14 protein-coding genes and 1 pseudogene are annotated in these 16,027 nt (G+C 68.1%); 9 read left to right on the top strand and 6 right to left on the bottom strand.

Translation table 11 applies throughout. The annotated features are described in order from the left end of the window. The first annotated feature begins 118 nt into the window (after nucleotides 1–118). From KXC42_RS22930 to KXC42_RS22965, 8 genes are all read left to right on the top strand, one after another. Nucleotides 119–442, top strand: coding sequence for a putative quinol monooxygenase (locus tag KXC42_RS22930; protein ID WP_006550720.1), 324 nt, complete (start codon nucleotides 119–121; stop codon nucleotides 440–442). A 198-nt stretch (nucleotides 443–640) separates the two neighbouring features. After that, nucleotides 641–2,206 (top strand): long-chain-fatty-acid--CoA ligase, encoded by a 1,566-nt coding sequence (locus KXC42_RS22935; RefSeq protein WP_219129637.1) that lies wholly within the window; start codon nucleotides 641–643, stop codon nucleotides 2,204–2,206. Further along, nucleotides 2,203–3,267, top strand: a complete 1,065-nt coding sequence (locus KXC42_RS22940) for an MBL fold metallo-hydrolase (protein WP_006550722.1) — start codon at nucleotides 2,203–2,205, stop codon at nucleotides 3,265–3,267. The genes KXC42_RS22935 and KXC42_RS22940 overlap by 4 nt, the downstream gene beginning before the upstream one ends. A gap of 1 nt (nucleotide 3,268) precedes the next feature. Next, complete coding sequence (locus tag KXC42_RS22945) at nucleotides 3,269–4,030, top strand: crotonase/enoyl-CoA hydratase family protein (RefSeq protein WP_219129638.1); 762 nt, start codon at nucleotides 3,269–3,271, stop codon at nucleotides 4,028–4,030. Between the two features lie 2 nt (nucleotides 4,031–4,032). Beyond that, on the top strand, nucleotides 4,033–4,827 hold the full coding sequence (locus KXC42_RS22950; protein ID WP_019290613.1) for an enoyl-CoA hydratase/isomerase family protein: 795 nt from the start codon (nucleotides 4,033–4,035) through the stop codon (nucleotides 4,825–4,827). Between the two features lie 44 nt (nucleotides 4,828–4,871). Next, complete coding sequence (locus KXC42_RS22955) at nucleotides 4,872–5,741, top strand: LysR family transcriptional regulator (RefSeq protein WP_006550724.1); 870 nt, start codon at nucleotides 4,872–4,874, stop codon at nucleotides 5,739–5,741. A gap of 4 nt (nucleotides 5,742–5,745) precedes the next feature. Next, the gene (locus KXC42_RS22960) at nucleotides 5,746–6,657 is read left to right on the top strand and encodes a LysR family transcriptional regulator (protein ID WP_019290612.1); all 912 of its coding nucleotides are present in this window, start codon (nucleotides 5,746–5,748) and stop codon (nucleotides 6,655–6,657) included. A 56-nt stretch (nucleotides 6,658–6,713) separates the two neighbouring features. Continuing rightward, nucleotides 6,714–7,814 carry a class I SAM-dependent methyltransferase gene (locus KXC42_RS22965; RefSeq protein ID WP_200359022.1) on the top strand — a complete coding sequence of 367 codons (1,101 nt, stop codon included), beginning with the start codon at nucleotides 6,714–6,716 and terminating at the stop codon, nucleotides 7,812–7,814. A gap of 77 nt (nucleotides 7,815–7,891) precedes the next feature. Here KXC42_RS22965 and KXC42_RS22970 read toward each other — a convergent pair whose 3' ends face one another. The 3 genes from KXC42_RS22970 to fabG form a co-directional block, all read right to left on the bottom strand. Beyond that, nucleotides 7,892–8,752, bottom strand: a complete 861-nt coding sequence (locus tag KXC42_RS22970) for an endonuclease domain-containing protein (protein ID WP_039584363.1) — start codon at nucleotides 8,750–8,752, stop codon at nucleotides 7,892–7,894. Nucleotides 8,753–8,925: 173 nt separating this feature from the next. Next, complete coding sequence (locus KXC42_RS22975; protein ID WP_039584365.1) at nucleotides 8,926–10,137, bottom strand: acetyl-CoA C-acetyltransferase; 1,212 nt, start codon at nucleotides 10,135–10,137, stop codon at nucleotides 8,926–8,928. A gap of 40 nt (nucleotides 10,138–10,177) precedes the next feature. Then, complete coding sequence (gene fabG / locus KXC42_RS22980) at nucleotides 10,178–10,918, bottom strand: 3-oxoacyl-ACP reductase FabG (protein WP_006550729.1); 741 nt, start codon at nucleotides 10,916–10,918, stop codon at nucleotides 10,178–10,180. 165 nt (nucleotides 10,919–11,083) lie between these two features. Here fabG and KXC42_RS22985 point away from each other — a divergent pair, with 165 nt between their 5' ends. Then, nucleotides 11,084–12,268, top strand: a complete 1,185-nt coding sequence (locus KXC42_RS22985) for an acyl-CoA dehydrogenase family protein (RefSeq protein ID WP_019290607.1) — start codon at nucleotides 11,084–11,086, stop codon at nucleotides 12,266–12,268. Between the two features lie 126 nt (nucleotides 12,269–12,394). On the opposite strand, the pseudogene KXC42_RS22990 reads toward KXC42_RS22985, so the two are convergent. The 3 genes and pseudogenes from KXC42_RS22990 to KXC42_RS23000 form a co-directional block, all read right to left on the bottom strand. Next, a pseudogene (locus tag KXC42_RS22990) lies at nucleotides 12,395–14,050 on the bottom strand (AMP-binding protein). A gap of 14 nt (nucleotides 14,051–14,064) precedes the next feature. Then, on the bottom strand, nucleotides 14,065–14,829 hold the full coding sequence (locus tag KXC42_RS22995) for an SDR family NAD(P)-dependent oxidoreductase (RefSeq protein ID WP_024102416.1): 765 nt from the start codon (nucleotides 14,827–14,829) through the stop codon (nucleotides 14,065–14,067). 40 nt (nucleotides 14,830–14,869) lie between these two features. Beyond that, nucleotides 14,870–16,000, bottom strand: a complete 1,131-nt coding sequence (locus tag KXC42_RS23000; RefSeq protein WP_033097525.1) for a thiolase family protein — start codon at nucleotides 15,998–16,000, stop codon at nucleotides 14,870–14,872. Nucleotides 16,001–16,027: the final 27 nt, after the last annotated feature.

The following is a 16,027-nucleotide window of genomic DNA, read 5'->3' on the forward strand; positions in this document are numbered from 1 at the left end:
GGCTGCCTCGTAGGGGTCTGCCGCTCGGTCACGGATTCGACGCCCTCACCGGTGAGTACGGCGATATGTTCGACGAAGGGACGATCCGTCCCTCCAACATCTACCGACCGGAGGCAAGATGATCTTCATCGTGGTCCGTTTCAAGGTGAAGCCCGAGTACCAGGACAGCTGGCTCGAGACCACCGCGGAGTTCACCGAGGCGACTCGCAGCGAACCCGGGAACCTGTGGTTCGACTGGTCCCGCAGCGTGGACGATCCGTCCGAGTTCGTTCTCGTCGAGGCGTTCCGCGACGGGGACGCCGGATCCGAGCACGTGAAGTCCGATCACTTCCGCAGGGGGCTCGACGCAATGCGGCCGGCGCTGGTCGAGACCCCGCGCATCCTCAACACGGAGATTCCGGGCACCGAGTGGGGCCGGATGGGTGAACTGCAGATCGACTGATCGATCGCCTCGAGACCGACGTCGTGTGCGAGACCCGTCAAGGATTTCGCACACGACGTCGGTCTCGATACGCGCCCATAGGTTTGCCCTAACGTTGCGTACGGCTGCAGGTCTTTGTGGCAGCAGTCACGATCGTGATCGACTGGAACGGCGTGGACGGCATGTCCGCGCGTCGGCCGTGTCGATCAGGAGCGTGATGTGAGCGAGTTGCACCTTCCCAACCGAATCCGGCAGCTGGCAGTCGAACATCCGGATCGTGCGGCGGTCAGCTCCGGCGGAACCACACTCACCTACTCCGAGTTCGACGCGCTCACCAACCGGGTCGCCTCGGCGCTCGCGACCGTTCCGGCGACGTCCGAGCGCATCGGCGCACTGCTGCGCATGGGCCTACCCGGCGCGTCCTCGTTCGTCGGCTGCGCCAAGGCCGGACTGGTCTTCACCCCGCTCAACTGGCGCCTGAACCCGGGCGAGATCGCCGACATCGCCGACGACGCGCAGCTCGACGTCCTGATCGTCGAGGACGAGTTCGCCGCATCGGCCCGCGCTGCCGCCACAGTCCTGCCCACCGTACAGATCGTCGTGGTCGGCGACGCCTCCACCGTTCCCGGTGCACGGTCGTGGGACGACTTCGTCGCCTCCGGTGACGACATCGACCCCGGCTTCGGCGACGACCCGCGGACCGAGGTGCTGCAGCTCTACACCTCGGGCACCACGGGTCGACCCAAAGGTGTTGTGGCGACGCATCACAACCTGTTCAACGAACCGCAGAACTTCGCGCTGTACGAGTTCACCGAGGACTCGGTGTCCCTCGACGCGCTGCCCCTGTTCCACATCGCCGGCGCCGGCTGGATGAGCACGACCCTGTCGGCGGGATTGCACCTGGTGTTGCTCGGTGAGATGCGCCCGAACCTGGTGGCGGCCGCCATCTCCGAGCACGGCATCACCCACGCATTCCTCGTGCCGTCGGTGATCAACATGCTCGTGGAGATGCCCGACCTGTCGGACTACGACCTGTCGGCGCTGCGTCTGGTCGCCTACGGCGCCTCTCCCATCACGCCCACGCAACTCGCCCGCGCCATGGACACCCTCGGCTGCCGCTTCGTGCAGCGTTACGGGATGACCGAGACGAGGGGCGCCCTCACAGCGCTACGTGCCGAGGACCACGACCCGCACGGTCCGCGCTCCTACCTCCTACGTTCGGCCGGCACCGGGCTGCCGGGGATCGAGGTCCAGATCCGTGACCTCGCCACCGGCGAACCGCTCCCCCGCGGCGAAACCGGTGAGATCGTGAGCCGGTCGCGCAACAACACACAGGGTTACTGGCGACGCGAGGCCGAGAACGCCGCCCTGTTCACCGAGGACGGTTTTCTGCGCACCGGCGATGCCGGGCACATCGACGAGGACGGCTACCTGTTCGTCACCGACCGCGTGAAGGACATGATCATCTCCGGGGGTGAGAACGTCTACCCGATCGAGGTCGAATCGGTCATCTCCGAACATCCTTCCGTCGCCGAGGTCGCAGTGGTGGGAGTTCCGGACGACCGGTGGGGCGAGGCCGTGACCGCCGTCGTGCGGGTCGCGCCCGGAGCCGAGACACCGACCGAGGCCGAACTCCTCGAGTTCACCGTCGAACGTCTGGCTTCCTACAAGAAGCCCCGGCACATCCACTTCGTCGACGAGTTGCCTCGCAACGCCAGCGGCAAGATCCTGAAGCGCACACTGCGCGACGAGTTCGCTCCTGCACGGGAAGGAACGACGTCATGATCGTCACCGAGGATCTCGGTACCGTCCAGCGTGAAGCGTGGGCGGCCGGCGTACTGCCACCGGTCGAAGAGGTGCGGCCAGGACTGTGGTCGATTCCGGTTCCGATGCCGAAGAACCCGCTGCGGTACGTGCTGTCCTATGCGCTCGCCTTCGACGACGGCCTCGCCCTGATCGACCTCGGTATGGACACCGAGGAGTCGTGGGACACCCTCGTGGCCGGTGTCGCCGCGACCGGCCATCACATCACCGAGGTGCGCTACGCGGCGATCACTCACCTGCATCCCGACCATTTCGGTCTGGCACCCCGGTTGAAGGAAACGACCGGCGCTGTGATCGCGATGCACGCCGCCGACGCCGCCGCCCTCGGGCACTTCACCCCGGAGGACGCCGCCGCCGACAAGGAAGCATGGCGCGTAGACCTCACCGGACTCGGCGCACCGCCCGAGGTCGTCGAGGCCGCCCGCTTCGAACTCGTCCGCTTCCCCCGAGGTGAGAGCGCGGATGTCGTTCTCGCTCATGGTGATCGACTCGATCTGCCCGGGTGGAACATCGAAGCGGTGTGGACGCCCGGCCACACGCCCGGTCACCTCGCTTTCGTCGACCGCGACCGCGACTTGTTGTTCAGCGGCGACCACATGCTCCCGCGCATCAGCCCCAACATCTCCTCCGGCCCCGGCGAACTGGGCGACCCGTTGCACCGCTACCTGCTGTCGCTGCATGCGACGACGGCTCTGCCGGACTGCGAGGTGCTGCCCGCCCACGAGTACCGGTTCCGCGGAGTCACCGAACGCGCACGCCAACTCATGGACCACCACGAGGTCCGTCTCGACGAGATCCGCGATGCCGTCGCGTCCAGGCCCGAGTCGACGGCGTGGGAGATCACAACCCGCGTCACGTGGTCGCGTCCTATCGATGTGATGGATCCCCGGCTGCAGCGACTCGCCGTCCGCGAAACCCAGGCCCATCTGCTCGTTCTCGCCGATAGAGGCGACATCCGTTCCGACGGTGGCACTCCCGCCCACTGGACTCTCTCCACTCCGACCCATACGAAGGAAAACTGACATGAGCGTTGTCCTCACCGAATTCGCCGACGGCGTCGCGGTGTTCACCCTCAACCGCCCCGAGGCCAAGAACGCCGTGAACCTGGAGGTCTCGGAGGCGTTGGCCGCGGCCATCGACGAGTTCGAGGCACGCCCCGACCTGACCATCGGCATCCTCACCGGTGCCGGCGGAACGTTCTGCGCCGGAATGGATCTGAAGGCGTTCGCACGCGGGGAGCGCCCGTCGATCCCCGGCCGCGGTTTCGGTGGCCTCACCGAGGCACCGCCGAGCAAGCCGCTCATCGCCGCCGTCGAGGGCTGGGCCCTGGCCGGTGGATGCGAGCTCGCCCTGTCCGCCGACCTGATCGTCGCGTCGCGCGAAGCGAAGTTCGGTATCCCCGAGGTCAAGCGCGGACTCGCGGCGGCGGCCGGCGGCCTGCTGCGCCTGCCGAAGATCCTCCCCTACCCGCTCGCGATGGAACTGGCCATCACCGGTGACCCACTCACCGCCGAGGTCGCCCACCAGCACGGCCTGGTCAACCGCGTCACCGAGCCTGGTGAATCACTCACCGTGGCAAAGGAACTCGCCGCCCGCGTCGCGGCGAACGGCCCCCTCGCCGTCAAGGCCACCAAGCAGGTCGTCGCGATGGCCGCCAACTACACCGACCCCGACGCCTTCGTCGCGCAGCGCAAGTTCATCGACCCGGTCTTCGCGTCGGCCGACGCCAAGGAAGGCTCCCGGGCGTTCGCCGAGAAGCGCGCACCGGTCTGGAAGGGCGAGTAGGAATGTCGGATGTTCTGGTCGCGCAGGACGGCTCGGTCGCCACGATCACGCTGAGTCGACCGGAGCGCAAGAACGCGATGACGGTCGAGGCGTGGCGGTCGTTGCGTGAGACGTTCGGTGCGCTCCAGCACGACGATTCCGTCCGCGCCGTGATCCTCACCGGCGCCGGTGGTGACTTCTGCACCGGTGCCGACATGGAGCGGCGCGACTCCACCCATCCCCTCGACCGTATGCGGGAGATCAACGAGACGGCGCTCGCCGTCGCGGAGTTCTCGAAGCCGTTGATCGCGCAGGTCGAGGGGTATGCGGTGGGCGCGGGATGGAACATGGCGTTGCTGTGCGACGTGGTCGTCGCCTCCCGCACCGCGAAGTTCGGTCAGATCTTCGCGCGGCGCGGACTGTCGATCGACTTCGGCGGGTCGTGGATCCTGCCGCGCCTCGTGGGACTGCACCAGGCGAAGCGTCTGGTCATGCTCGCCGACATCGTGTGCGCCGAGGAAGCATACGACCTGGGCCTGGTGACCGAGCTCGTCGAGCCCGACGCCCTCGCCGGTCGCGCCGCCGAACTGGCCGCGCGGCTGGCCGCCGCCCCGCCGGTCGCGGTGAGCATGTCGGCGCGGATGCTCGAGCAGGGTTCGTCGCTCACGCTCCGCGAAGCACTCGAGAACGAGGCCCGCTCGCAGGCGATCAACCACGCCACCGACGCCCCCGATGCGATGCGTGCATTCGTCGACAAACGCGAGCCGTCGTTCACCGGCGGATGGCGGGTACCGCGCCCGGTAGACACCCCTTCCTGACGGTTGCGTCCGGGACGGTTCTGAGCGTCACCTACGATAATCGGGTGGACTTGCACCTCGTGACCTATTTCGTGGCGGTCGTCGACCACGGCGGGATCACGAAAGCTGCTCAGGCACTTTACATTTCGCAGCCGTCGTTGTCGCAGGCCATCCGCACCCTCGAACGCCGCCTCGACACGACCCTGTTCGACCGCACCGGCCGACGGCTCACCCTCACCGAGGACGGTCGTGTCCTCGAGGGCGCCGCACGCCGCATCCTGGCCGACGTCGAGCGGGCGAAACAGAAGGTCGCGGCGGTGCGCGATCTCCAGGCCGGTCGTGTCGAGATCGTCACCTTCGCGACGTTCTCGATCCACCCCGTCATCGAGTTCGTCCAGCGCTTCCGTCGGCGCTACCCCAACCTGACCGTGCGGGTGAACGACGCCGAAGGCCCTCCCGGAGTCCACGCGGCGCTGCGCCGCGGCGAGGCGGAGATCGGCATCACCGACCTGTCCGTCGATCACGCCGGCATGATCACCGTTCCGGTCCTCGAGCAGGAGATGGTGCTCGCCGTGCACCCCGACCTCGCCGCCGACGTGCCCGACCCCGTCACCCGGGCCCAGGTCCGCGACTTCCCGCTGGTCCTCGACCTCGGCTCCCGCGCGAGCGCCGCACGCACCGGTGAACTGCTCGGCGATCAGAACGTCGTCGTCGACTGCGCCAACCAGGCAGCCCTGTGGCAGTTCGTCGAGCGTGGCACCGCCGGGACGATCGTGCCGCGTCGCGTCGCCGAGAAGCAGATCCCCGGTGCGGTCGTCCGGCCCCTGGACCCACCGTTCCGGCGTCCCGTCGGATTGGTGATGCGACCCGGCGATCTGTCCCCCGCTGCCGCCGCATTCGTGGCGACCACCACCGGCACCCCCTGGGAAGCGTGACGACATGGAGTTCCGTCAGGTCGAATACTTCCTCGCCGTCGTGGAGAACGACGGCATCAACGGCGCGGCCGCCGAGCTCGGCGTCGCCCAGCCCACCGTCTCCCAGGCACTGCGCAGCCTCGAGCGCGAGCTGGGGGTGCAGCTGTTCCACCGCATCGGGCGCGGCATGGTGCTCACCGCGGCGGGCAAGGCACTGATCGGCCCGAGCCGGCAGATCCTCCGCGATGTGAACGCGGTCGAGGAGCTGCTCACCGTGTCGACGACCGAGGTGACGGGCCGACTGGATCTGATGGTCTTCCCCGCTCTCGCAACCGGCCCGATCGTCGACCTGGTCTCCGAGTTCCGCCGTCTCCATCCCAAAGTCACCGCGCGCCTCGGTGATCTGCGTGCGGAGGAGTTCACCGCGTCGGTCATCCACGACGGCTACTGCGAGTTCGTCGTCACCCATCTGCCCGTCGAGGACGAGGTGGGTCTCGAGATCATCGAGCTCGGACAGACCGAGTACTGGCTCGCCTATCCCCCCGGCACCGATCTGCCACCCGGGCCGCTGTCCTTGGCCGAGCTCCCCGACATCCCGATGGTGTTCGTGCCGCGCGGCGGTGGCTCCGTGAGCGACGCGATCGACTACGCAATGCGGCAGGCCGAGGTGCGCCGTCCCATCTCCGTGCTCACCGATCATCGCGAGGCCCGCCTGCCGATGGTGCTCGCCGGTCTGGGTGGGTCGTTCGTCGAACGGACGCTCGCCGAGTCGGCGCAGGACGTCGCGGTGGTCCGTCCGTGCGAGCCGACCTTCGCGCAGTCGTACGGACTGGTGTTCGACCCGGCCTCGCTGTCGAAGGCCGGTCGCGCCTTCGTCGACTTCGTGCGGTCGTCCGAGGAGTCCGGCGCGGAGGAGCAACTCCCGACGGAACGGTGACATCCGGGGATCCGGGGGCGACGATGGTGGGGACGACATCCACTTCTCCTCGGGAGATGATCCGTATGTCCACCTCGACGACTTCCTCCGTCCACCTCGATTCCGTCGACGCGTACGCGCAGCGCGTCCTCGATTCCGTCCTCGGCACCATGGACACCCTCACGATCCTGATCGGCGACCGTCTCGGCTGGTACCGAAGCCTCGCCGACGACGGACCTGCGACGGCCGGCGAACTGGCCGAACGCACCGGAACCCACCCGCGGTACACCCGCGAGTGGCTCGAGCAGCAGGCTCTGACCGGTCTGCTCGACGTCGACGACGGCGATCCCCCACGCTTCACGCTGTCTGCGGTCGGTCGCGAGGTACTCACCGATCCGCACAGCCTGGCGTACATGGCGCCGCTCGCCCGGATGATCGTCGGCGCGACGATGCAGCTTCCCGGTCTGCTCGAGGCGTACCGCAACGGTGGCGGCGTGAGTTGGAGCCAGTTCGGCCGCGACGTGTGCGAGTCGCAGGCCGACGCGAACAGGCCGCTGTTCGAGAAGGCGCTGCCCGATGCTCTGCGGTCGGTACCGGAGGTCGACCGGGTGCTCGGTCAGCCGGGCGCGCAGATCGCCGACATCGGCTGCGGCGGGGGATGGTCGACGATCACGATCGCGCGCACCTATCCGGATGCGAAGGTTCACGGCTTCGACATCGACGCCCCGTCGGTGGAGATGGCCCGGTCGAACCTCGCGGAGAATGCCGATGTGGCGCAACGCGTCACGTTCACGCAGTGCGACGCGTCCGAACTGCCCGATGGAAACTTCCAGGCGGCCTTCGCATTCGAGTGCGTCCACGACATGCCCCGACCGGTCGAAGTGTTGGCTGCCGTACGGCGGTCGCTCGCACCCGGCGGGTTCATGATCGTCATGGACGAAGCGGTCGCCGACACCTTCACCGCGCCCGGTGACGACGTCGAACGGCTCATGTACGGCTACAGCCTCACCATCTGCCTCCCTGACGGTATGAGCCACACCCCGAGCGCCGCGACGGGCACCGTCATGCGTCCCGCGACCCTGCGCCGCTATGCCCTCGATGCCGGTTTCACCGAGGTCGACGTGCTCCCCATCGAGGACTTCGGCTTCTTCCGCTTCTACCTCCTCCGCACCGAATAGCGTTGCCCGTCGAAAGTTCGGGGAGGTTGTGTTCGCGTTTCTCGAAAAACACGCACACAACCTCCCCGAAGTTCTGCTCAGACGGGCGCACCGGCCGCTCCCAGAGCACGCCGCACCCGTTCGACGAAGACTTCGGGCCGCCGGTAGAGGAGGTCGGCGCCGACCCGGATGACCGTCCACCCCAGTTCGGGCAGCACCGCGTACCGATCGATGTCGCGGGTGCGCTGAGTGGGGTCGGTCCAGTGCTGCACGCCGTCGTACTCCACGAGCACCCGCCACTGCTTCCATCCCATGTCGGCTCGCGCCACGAACACGTCGCCGTCGAAGATCTCGATCTGGGTCTCCGGCGGTGGGAGACCGGCACGGACGAGGAGCAGACGCGTGTGGGTCTCGGGCGGTGACGCAGCCCCACCGTCGACGAGGGCGAGCACCCGCGGCACGGCACCGATACCGTGTGCGCCTTTGCTCCTCGTCGCGAGTTCCTCGATCTCAGGCACCTTCAGGCCGGTCGCGTTGCAGAGCGCGTCGATCGTTTCGACGGCCCGATCGAACGGCATTCGTCGGGCGAGATCGAAGGCCGTCTGCGCCGGTGTGGTCGCGAACATCCCGTCGACCACGCAGGTGTCGAGCTTCGGGGCGCGTCGGACCGAGATGCCCGGCGCCGACCGGACGTGATCGGAGCGGACGAGTTCGGCCGCCGCATCCGGGTCGAGCCATCGAGTGCCGTGCACGGCAGCGGCGGACACTCCCGCGAGGACGCCGCGGCCCTGCGACCACAACCATGCCGCCTTCGCACGCAGCAGCGGGGTGGCCGGGATCTCTCGTCGGATGTAGACGTCGCGGTGGAGGTGGACGAAGTCGCGTGCGAGCCGATGCCGCGTGACGACGCCGGCAGCGAGTGCCGCGCGTCCCGAGAACGGTTCGTCGAAGTCGATCACGCGCCGAGCATGCCGGGCGCGACGCGCCTCCTGACGCCGCGTCGAGGCCCGGTTGTGGACAACCCGGCGTCATCCCCAGCCCGGTCACCTGCCACGAAAGAAGTTCGGGAAGGTTGTGTCCGGGCGTTTCGAGAAAAACCGAACACAACCTCCCCGAACCGGGAGCTGTCTGCTTACGCGACGCGCTCGAAGATCGCTGCCAAGCCCTGGCCGCCGCCGATGCACATGGTCTCGAGGCCGTAGCGGGCCTCGCGACGGTACAGCTCGCGGGCGAGGGTGGCGAGCATGCGTCCGCCGGTCGCGCCGACCGGGTGGCCGAGCGAGATGCCGGAGCCGTGGACGTTGGTGCGCTCGAAGTCGGCCTTGCCGAACTTCCACTCGCGGGTCACGGCAAGGGCCTGCGCGGCGAACGCCTCGTTGAGCTCGATGATGTCGACGTCGGCGAGGGTGATGCCCGCCTTGGCGAGGGCGACCTCGGTGGCCGGCACGGGGCCGATGCCCATGACCTTGGGCTGGACACCGGCGACGCCCCACGAGACGAACCGCACCAGCGGGGTCAGGCCCAGCTCGGCGGCCTTCTCCGGGGTGGTGACGATGGCCATGGACGCGGCGTCGTTCTGGCCGCTGGCGTTGCCGGCGGTGACGGTGGCCTCGGGGTCCTGCTTGCCCATGATCGGCTTCAGCTTGGCGAGGGTCTCCAGGCTGATGTCGGGACGCGGGTGCTCGTCGGTGTCGATGACCTCGTCGCCCTTACGGCTGCTCACCGTGACTGGGATGATCTCCTCGGCGAGGATCCCGTTCTTCTGGGCGTGGACTGCACGCAGGTGCGAGTTCAGGGCCAGCTCGTCCTGCTCGTCGCGGGAGATCGAGTACTCCCGACGCAGGTTCTCCGCGGTCTCGATCATGCCGCCGGGCACCGGGTAGAAACGGCCACCGGCGGTCGAGCGGGCTCGGACCAGCCCGTCGTGCATCTGCACACCGGTGCGGGCGCCGCCCCAGCGGATATCGGTGGAGTAGAACGCCGCGTTGCTCATCGACTCGGTGCCACCGGCGACGACGAGATCGTGGTCGCCGTTACCGACCTGGAAGGCGGCCTGGATGACGGCCTGCAGGCCCGAACCGCAGCGACGGTCGATGTGCATGCCGGGCACCGTGATCGGCAGACCGGCGTCGAGAGCGACGACGCGGCCGATGGCCGGGGCCTCACTGTTGCCGTTGCAGTGGCCGAGGATGACGTCCTGAACCTGTTCGGGCGCAACACCGGTGCGCTCGAGCAGACCCTTCAGGGCTGCGACACCGAGATCGACTGCGGTGAGGGACTTGAACATTCCGCCGTAGCGGCCGATCGGGGTACGGACCGGCTCGCAGATGACAACTTCACGCATGATGACCTTTCGGGAAGAGAGGGAGGTGACGGATGGACCGTCACATGAAGCGGCCGCCGGTGACCTCGAGGACGGTGCCGGTCATGTAGGAGGACATGTCGGACGCGAGGAACAGTGCGACGGAGGCGATCTCGTCGACCTCGCCGGGGCGGCCCATGGGGATCTCGGCCATCTTCCGGTCCCATGCCTTCTGCGGCATGGCCTCGGTCATCGCCGAACGGATCAGGCCGGGCTGGATCGCGTTGACGCGGACGCCGTGGTGCGCCATCTCCTTGGCGGCGGCCTTGGTGAGGCCGACGATGCCCGCCTTGGCGGCGGAGTAGTTGGTCTGGCCGACCATGCCGACCTTGCCGGACAGCGAGGAGATGTTGACGATCGCGCCGCGCTTGGCCTCACGCATGATCGCGGCGGCCTTGCGGGTGCCGTGCCAGGTGCCCTTGAGGTGCACCGAGATGACGAGGTCGAAGTCCTCTTCGGTCATCGTGCGCATCGTCGCGTCGCGGGTGATACCGGCGTTGTTGACCACCACGTCGAGCGAACCGAAACCGTCGACGGCCTCGGCGAGGAGGGTGTCCCAGTCGGCGGACTCGACGACGTTGGCGCGCACGGCCCGGGCCACGTCGCGCCCTCCGAGCTTCTCGGCGGCGGCGGTGGCGGCATCGAGATCGAGGTCGCCGATCACGACGCGGGCGCCGGCGTCGACGAACTCCTGCGCGATGGCGAAGCCGATTCCCTGAGCGCCACCGGTGATCACGGCAGTGCGGTTCTCCAACAGAGACATCTATGATTCCTTTCGGCGGGACTCGGACGGCCCCCAGACAAGTCGATGCTCCGAATATAACGGCGAACCGGCCGGTAGAACGGCTCTCATCCATCGACAATGCCTATACGGGAATGGCGCCATTCGTATTGGACACCTCCCCGCGGCCGCACGAAGGTTGTAGACATGACACTCTCCATCCCGGCCCCCGAGGTCGACGAGGACGACTTCCGCGAGATCCTCGCGCAGACCCGCGCGTTCGTGCGCAACGTGGTCGTGCCGCGCGAACAGGAAATCGCCGAGACCAATGCGATTCCCGAGGACATCCGCCAGGCCGCGAAGGACATGGGCCTGTTCGGATACGCCATCCCGCAGGAGTGGGGCGGCCTCGGCCTGAATCTGCAGCAGGACGCGGAACTCGCGATGGAGCTGGGTTACACGACCCTGTCGCTGCGCTCGATGTTCGGCACCAACAACGGCATCGCCGGCCAGGTGCTCGTCAACTTCGGCACCGACGAGCAGAAGCAGCAGTGGCTCGAGGGCATCGCCTCCGGCGAGGTCGTCGCATCCTTCGCCCTCACCGAGCCGGGCGCCGGCTCGAACCCGTCGGGTCTGCGCACCAAGGCCGTGCGCGCCGGTGACGACTGGGTGATCACCGGCGAGAAGCGCTTCATCACCAACGCGCCGCTGGCGAACCTGTTCGTCGTGTTCGCCCGCACCCGTCCGGCAGACGGGAACGGCACCGGAATCGCGGTCTTCCTCGTCCCCGCCGACACCCCCGGACTGACGGTGGGCAACAAGGACGCCAAGATGGGCCAGGAGGGCGCCTGGACCGCCGACGTACACTTCGACGACGTGCGTGTGCCGAACTCCGCGCTCGTCGGCGGCAGCGAGGACGTCGGCTACAAGGCCGCCATGGTCTCGCTCGCCCGCGGTCGCGTGCACATCGCCGCACTGTCGGTCGGCCAGGCCCAGCGCGCACTCGACGAGTCTGTCGCCTACGCCGCGACCGCCACGCAGGGCGGCAACCCCATCGGAAACTTCCAGCTCGTGCAGGCGATGATCGCCGACCAGCAGACCGGTGTGATGGCCGGCCGCGCCCTCGTCCGCGACGCCGCGAAGGCGTGGGTCGAGGAGACCGACCGCCGCATCGCACCGTCGGTCGCGAAGCTGTTCTGCACCGAGATGGTCGGCAAGGTCGCCGATCTCGCCGTCCAGATCCACGGTGGCACCGGCTATATGCGCGAGGTGCCGGTCGAGCGGATCTACCGCGACGTGCGTCTGCTGCGCCTGTACGAGGGCACCAGCGAGATCCAGCGTCTGATCATCGGCGGCGGACTCGTCAAGCAGGAGCAACAGAAGAACTCCTGACCTTCGGGGCGCGGTTCCGGAACAGGTACGTCCGGAACCGCCCCCGAACCGATTCTTGCGAATCACCTTCCACCGCATACGAAGAAAACCCCGGCATCGGATGCCGGGGGTTTCTCGTGTGCGGGGTCAGGAGACCGTCAGTCGCGATCGCAGATCGGTCTTGAGGATCTTGCCCGCGGCGGAGGTCGGCAATGCGTCGACCACCACCACTTCACGGATCTTCTTGTACGGCAGGACCTGTTCGGCGACGTACGCCTTCAGCTCCTCCGCGGCGGGCTCCTCGCCGTCGACGGGGACGACGAAGGCTACCGGCTCCTGACCGATCGCGCCTGCCTCCCGCCCGACGACCGCCGCAGTGGACACCTTCGGGTGGGTCACCAGGATCTCTTCGAGCTCACGCGGATACACGTTGTAGCCCTTGTAGATCAACATGTCCTTCGCCCGGTCGGCGATGTACACGAATCCGTCGGCATCGCGGTAGGCGATGTCGCCGGTGGCGAGTCAGCCGTCGACGTACTGTTCCGCGGTGATCTCGGGGTGTCCGAGATATCCGTCGGTGACCTGCGGTCCGCGGATCCACAGTTCGCCGAGCTCTCCGTCGGGGAGGACGACGGTCGGATCGATCTGCGAGCGGATCTCGAGTTCGGTGTCGAAGACCGGGAGGCCGACGCTTCCGAGGCGGTACTCCGAGTCGACGACGAGCGGCATCGCCGTGACGACGCAGGTGCCCTCGGTGAGCCCGTAACCCTCCGCGATACGTGCGTTGGGGAACGCACGCTCGAGGTTCCCGAGGGTCACGTGGTCGATCGGAGCGGCACCGGACGACACGACCCGCACGGTGGACAGGTCGCGGGTCTCGACGTCGGGATGCGTAGCGAGGGCGTGCCACATCGCCGGGCTGCCGGTGATGTAGCCGGCCTCGTACCGTTCGATCAGCTCGAGCATCCGGGCCGGATCGAAGCGACCCGCGAGGACCTGGGTCAGGCCGCACGCGAGAAGGAACGACGTGTTGATCAGCGCGTGCGCGTGGAACAGCGGCGACACCACGATCGTCGAACCCTGACCCGGGACCGCACCGGCGATTTTCAGGTCGCCGATCGGTTCGAGCGAGATGCGCCCGTCGACATCGGCGACCAGCTGGTGCCCGGCGCGCCACGCACACATCTGCGTGACGTTGCCGACGACGTTGCGGTGCAGGACGCGCACGCCCTTCGAAATGCCGGTCGTGCCACCGGTGTACGCGATGTGCGCGATATCGTCCGGACTGGTGACGACCGGTTCGAAGGTCTGCGGACGTCCTTCGAGCGCATCGCCGAAGCGCACGGCACCCGGCGCGGTGACCGCTTCGTCGGAGACGACCGCGATCAACCGGATACTCGTTCCGGACGCAGCCCGGAACAGGGTGTCGGCCTGTGCGGAACCGGTGACCGCCGCGGCTGCGGAAGTCTCCTCGATCTGCCGGCGCAGACCCGGTTCGGGCTGCAGCGGATTCACGAGCGTGACCGCCGCTCCGACGCGGAGCGCACCGTAGTAGGCGATGTGGAACTCGACGCAGTTACCGAGGTGCAGGAGCACCACGTCGCGGGCCCGCACCCCGGCCTCGTGCAGCACGCCGGCGAACTGCGCCGAGCGTGCGTCGAGGTCGTTGTAGGTGAGCACCCGGTCGCCGTCGATCACCGCGGGACGGTCGCCGTAGACGGCGGCGAGGCTCGGTGCCCACACCGCCATCGTCGTCGCCGGGTACGACAGCCTGCGCTGTGCGAGGTCGGAAGCCGAGGTCATGGTCGACGCCCGGTTCACCGCGGTGCCATACGGATGGCGCCGTCGAGGCGAATGGTCTCGCCGTTGATGTAGCCGTTCTCGAGGATGTTCGTGGCCAGCTGCCCGAACTCGTCGGGCCGGCCCAGACGCGACGGGTTGGGCACGGTCGCTTCGAGCGACTTGCGGACGTCCTCGCGCAGGCGGGCGAGCAGCGGGGTGTCCATGATGCCGGGGGCGATGGTGTTGACGCGGATGCCCTTGCTGGCGAGGTCGCGTGCGGCGACGATCGTCATGCCGACGATGCCGGCCTTGGACGCCGAGTAGTTGATCTGGCCGATCTGGCCCTCGAAGGCCGCGACGGAGGCCGTCATGACGACGGCGCCACGCTCGTCCTCGATGAGGTCGAGTTCGGCCATGCGCTCGGCGCCGAGGCGCAGCGCGTTGAACGAGCCGATGAGGTTGAGGCGGATCACGAACTCGAAGTCCTCGAGCGAACCGGCCTTGCCCTCCTTGTCGAGGATGCGCATCTTGCGTCCGGCGCCGGCGCAGTGCACGACACCGCGCAGGCCGCCGCGCTCGTGCGCGACGTCGAGAGCCGCAGCGAACTGCTCCGAATCGGTCACGTCGCCGGGGGCGAAGACGGCGCCGTCGCCGAGCTCCTTGGCGATCTCCTCACCGTTCGAGCCGGGGAGGTCGATGAGGGTGACGTTGCCGCCGGCGGCCAGGACGCGACGTGCCGTGGCGAGACCGAGACCGGACGCTCCGCCGGTGACGGCAACGGACAGACCCTTGAGTTCCATAGTGTTTCCTTCGGATTCGTAGCAGCTGGGTGACGTGAGATCAGAGCAGTTCGAGGATGGTGGCGTTGGCCATGCCGCCGGCCTCGCACATCGACTGCAGACCGTAGCGGATGCCGTTGTCGCGCATGTGGTGCACGAGGCGGGTCATGAGAATCGCGCCGGAGCCGCCGAGGGGGTGGCCGACACCGATCGCGCCGCCGAGCGGGTTGAGGCGGTCGGGCTTCGCACCGGTCTCGACCTGCCATGCGAGCGGCACCGGCGCGAAGGCCTCGTTGATCTCGAAGGCGCCGATGTCGTCGATGGACAGACCGGAACGCTCGATGGCCTTCTCGGTGGCGGGGATGGGGCCGGTGAGCATGACGACCGGGTCGTCGGCGGCGACGACGGCGGTGTGGATGCGTGCGAGCGGGGTCCAGCCCTGCGCCGCGGCGTATTCGCTGGTGGTGATGAGCAGGGCGCCGGCACCGTCGGAGATCTGCGAGGAGTTGCCGGCGTGGATCACGCCGTCCTCCTTGAAGACGGTCTCGAGCTTGGCAAGCGACTCGACGGTGCCGCCGCGGCGGATGCCCTCGTCGGTGGCGAACTCGCCGACCACGGCGATCTGGCCGGTGAAGGCGCCCGCGTCGGTGGCGGCTGCGGACAGTTCGTGCGAGCGCAGCGAGAATTCGTCGAGCTGCGTGCGGGAGAAACCCCACTTCTCGGCGATCATCTCGGCGCCGATGCCCTGGCTGAAGCCGCCGACCTCGAAGCGGTCGAGCACGTTCTGCGGGAAGTGCTGACCGTCCTTGCTGGCGCTGCCCATCGGCACACGGCTCATGGACTCGACACCACCGGCGATCACGACGTCGTTCTGGCCGGAGATGACGGTCGCGGCGGCGAAGGACACGGCCTGCTGGCTCGATCCGCACGCCCGGTTGATGGTGGTGGCGGGTACGGTGACCGGCCATCCGGCCGCGAACACGGCGCTGCGCGAGACGATTCCGGCCTGGTCGCCGACCTGGCTCACACAACCCCACTGGACGTCGTCGATCGTGGCGGGATCGAGGCCGGTCCGCTCCGCCAGTGCGGTCAGCACGTGGGCGGACAGGTTGACGGGGTGGATCTCGGACAGTGCACCACCTCGACGTCCGATGGGGGAACGGACGGCGTCGACGATCACGGCATCGCGCATGCGAATCGGTCCTTTGCTGTTGCGGGA

This window comes from Rhodococcus sp. LW-XY12 (assembly GCF_019317345.1).
GTDB lineage: Bacteria > Actinomycetota > Actinomycetes > Mycobacteriales > Mycobacteriaceae > Rhodococcus > Rhodococcus pyridinivorans.

Excerpts from the sequence above, each read along its gene's own strand:
- KXC42_RS22930 (WP_006550720.1), top strand. The coding sequence starts at position 119 with ATGATCTTCATCGTGGTCCGTTTCAAGGTGAAGCCCGAGTACCAGGAC.
- KXC42_RS22940 (WP_006550722.1), top strand. The coding sequence starts at position 2,203 with ATGATCGTCACCGAGGATCTCGGTACCGTCCAGCGTGAAGCGTGGGCG.
- KXC42_RS22945 (WP_219129638.1), top strand. The coding sequence starts at position 3,269 with ATGAGCGTTGTCCTCACCGAATTCGCCGACGGCGTCGCGGTGTTCACC.
- KXC42_RS22950 (WP_019290613.1), top strand. The coding sequence starts at position 4,033 with ATGTCGGATGTTCTGGTCGCGCAGGACGGCTCGGTCGCCACGATCACG.
- KXC42_RS22960 (WP_019290612.1), top strand. The coding sequence starts at position 5,746 with ATGGAGTTCCGTCAGGTCGAATACTTCCTCGCCGTCGTGGAGAACGAC.
- KXC42_RS22965 (WP_200359022.1), top strand. The coding sequence starts at position 6,714 with ATGATCCGTATGTCCACCTCGACGACTTCCTCCGTCCACCTCGATTCC.
- KXC42_RS22975 (WP_039584365.1), bottom strand. The coding sequence starts at position 10,137 with ATGCGTGAAGTTGTCATCTGCGAGCCGGTCCGTACCCCGATCGGCCGC.
- fabG (WP_006550729.1), bottom strand. The coding sequence starts at position 10,918 with ATGTCTCTGTTGGAGAACCGCACTGCCGTGATCACCGGTGGCGCTCAG.
- KXC42_RS22985 (WP_019290607.1), top strand. The coding sequence starts at position 11,084 with ATGACACTCTCCATCCCGGCCCCCGAGGTCGACGAGGACGACTTCCGC.
- KXC42_RS22995 (WP_024102416.1), bottom strand. The coding sequence starts at position 14,829 with ATGGAACTCAAGGGTCTGTCCGTTGCCGTCACCGGCGGAGCGTCCGGT.
- KXC42_RS23000 (WP_033097525.1), bottom strand. The coding sequence starts at position 16,000 with ATGCGCGATGCCGTGATCGTCGACGCCGTCCGTTCCCCCATCGGACGT.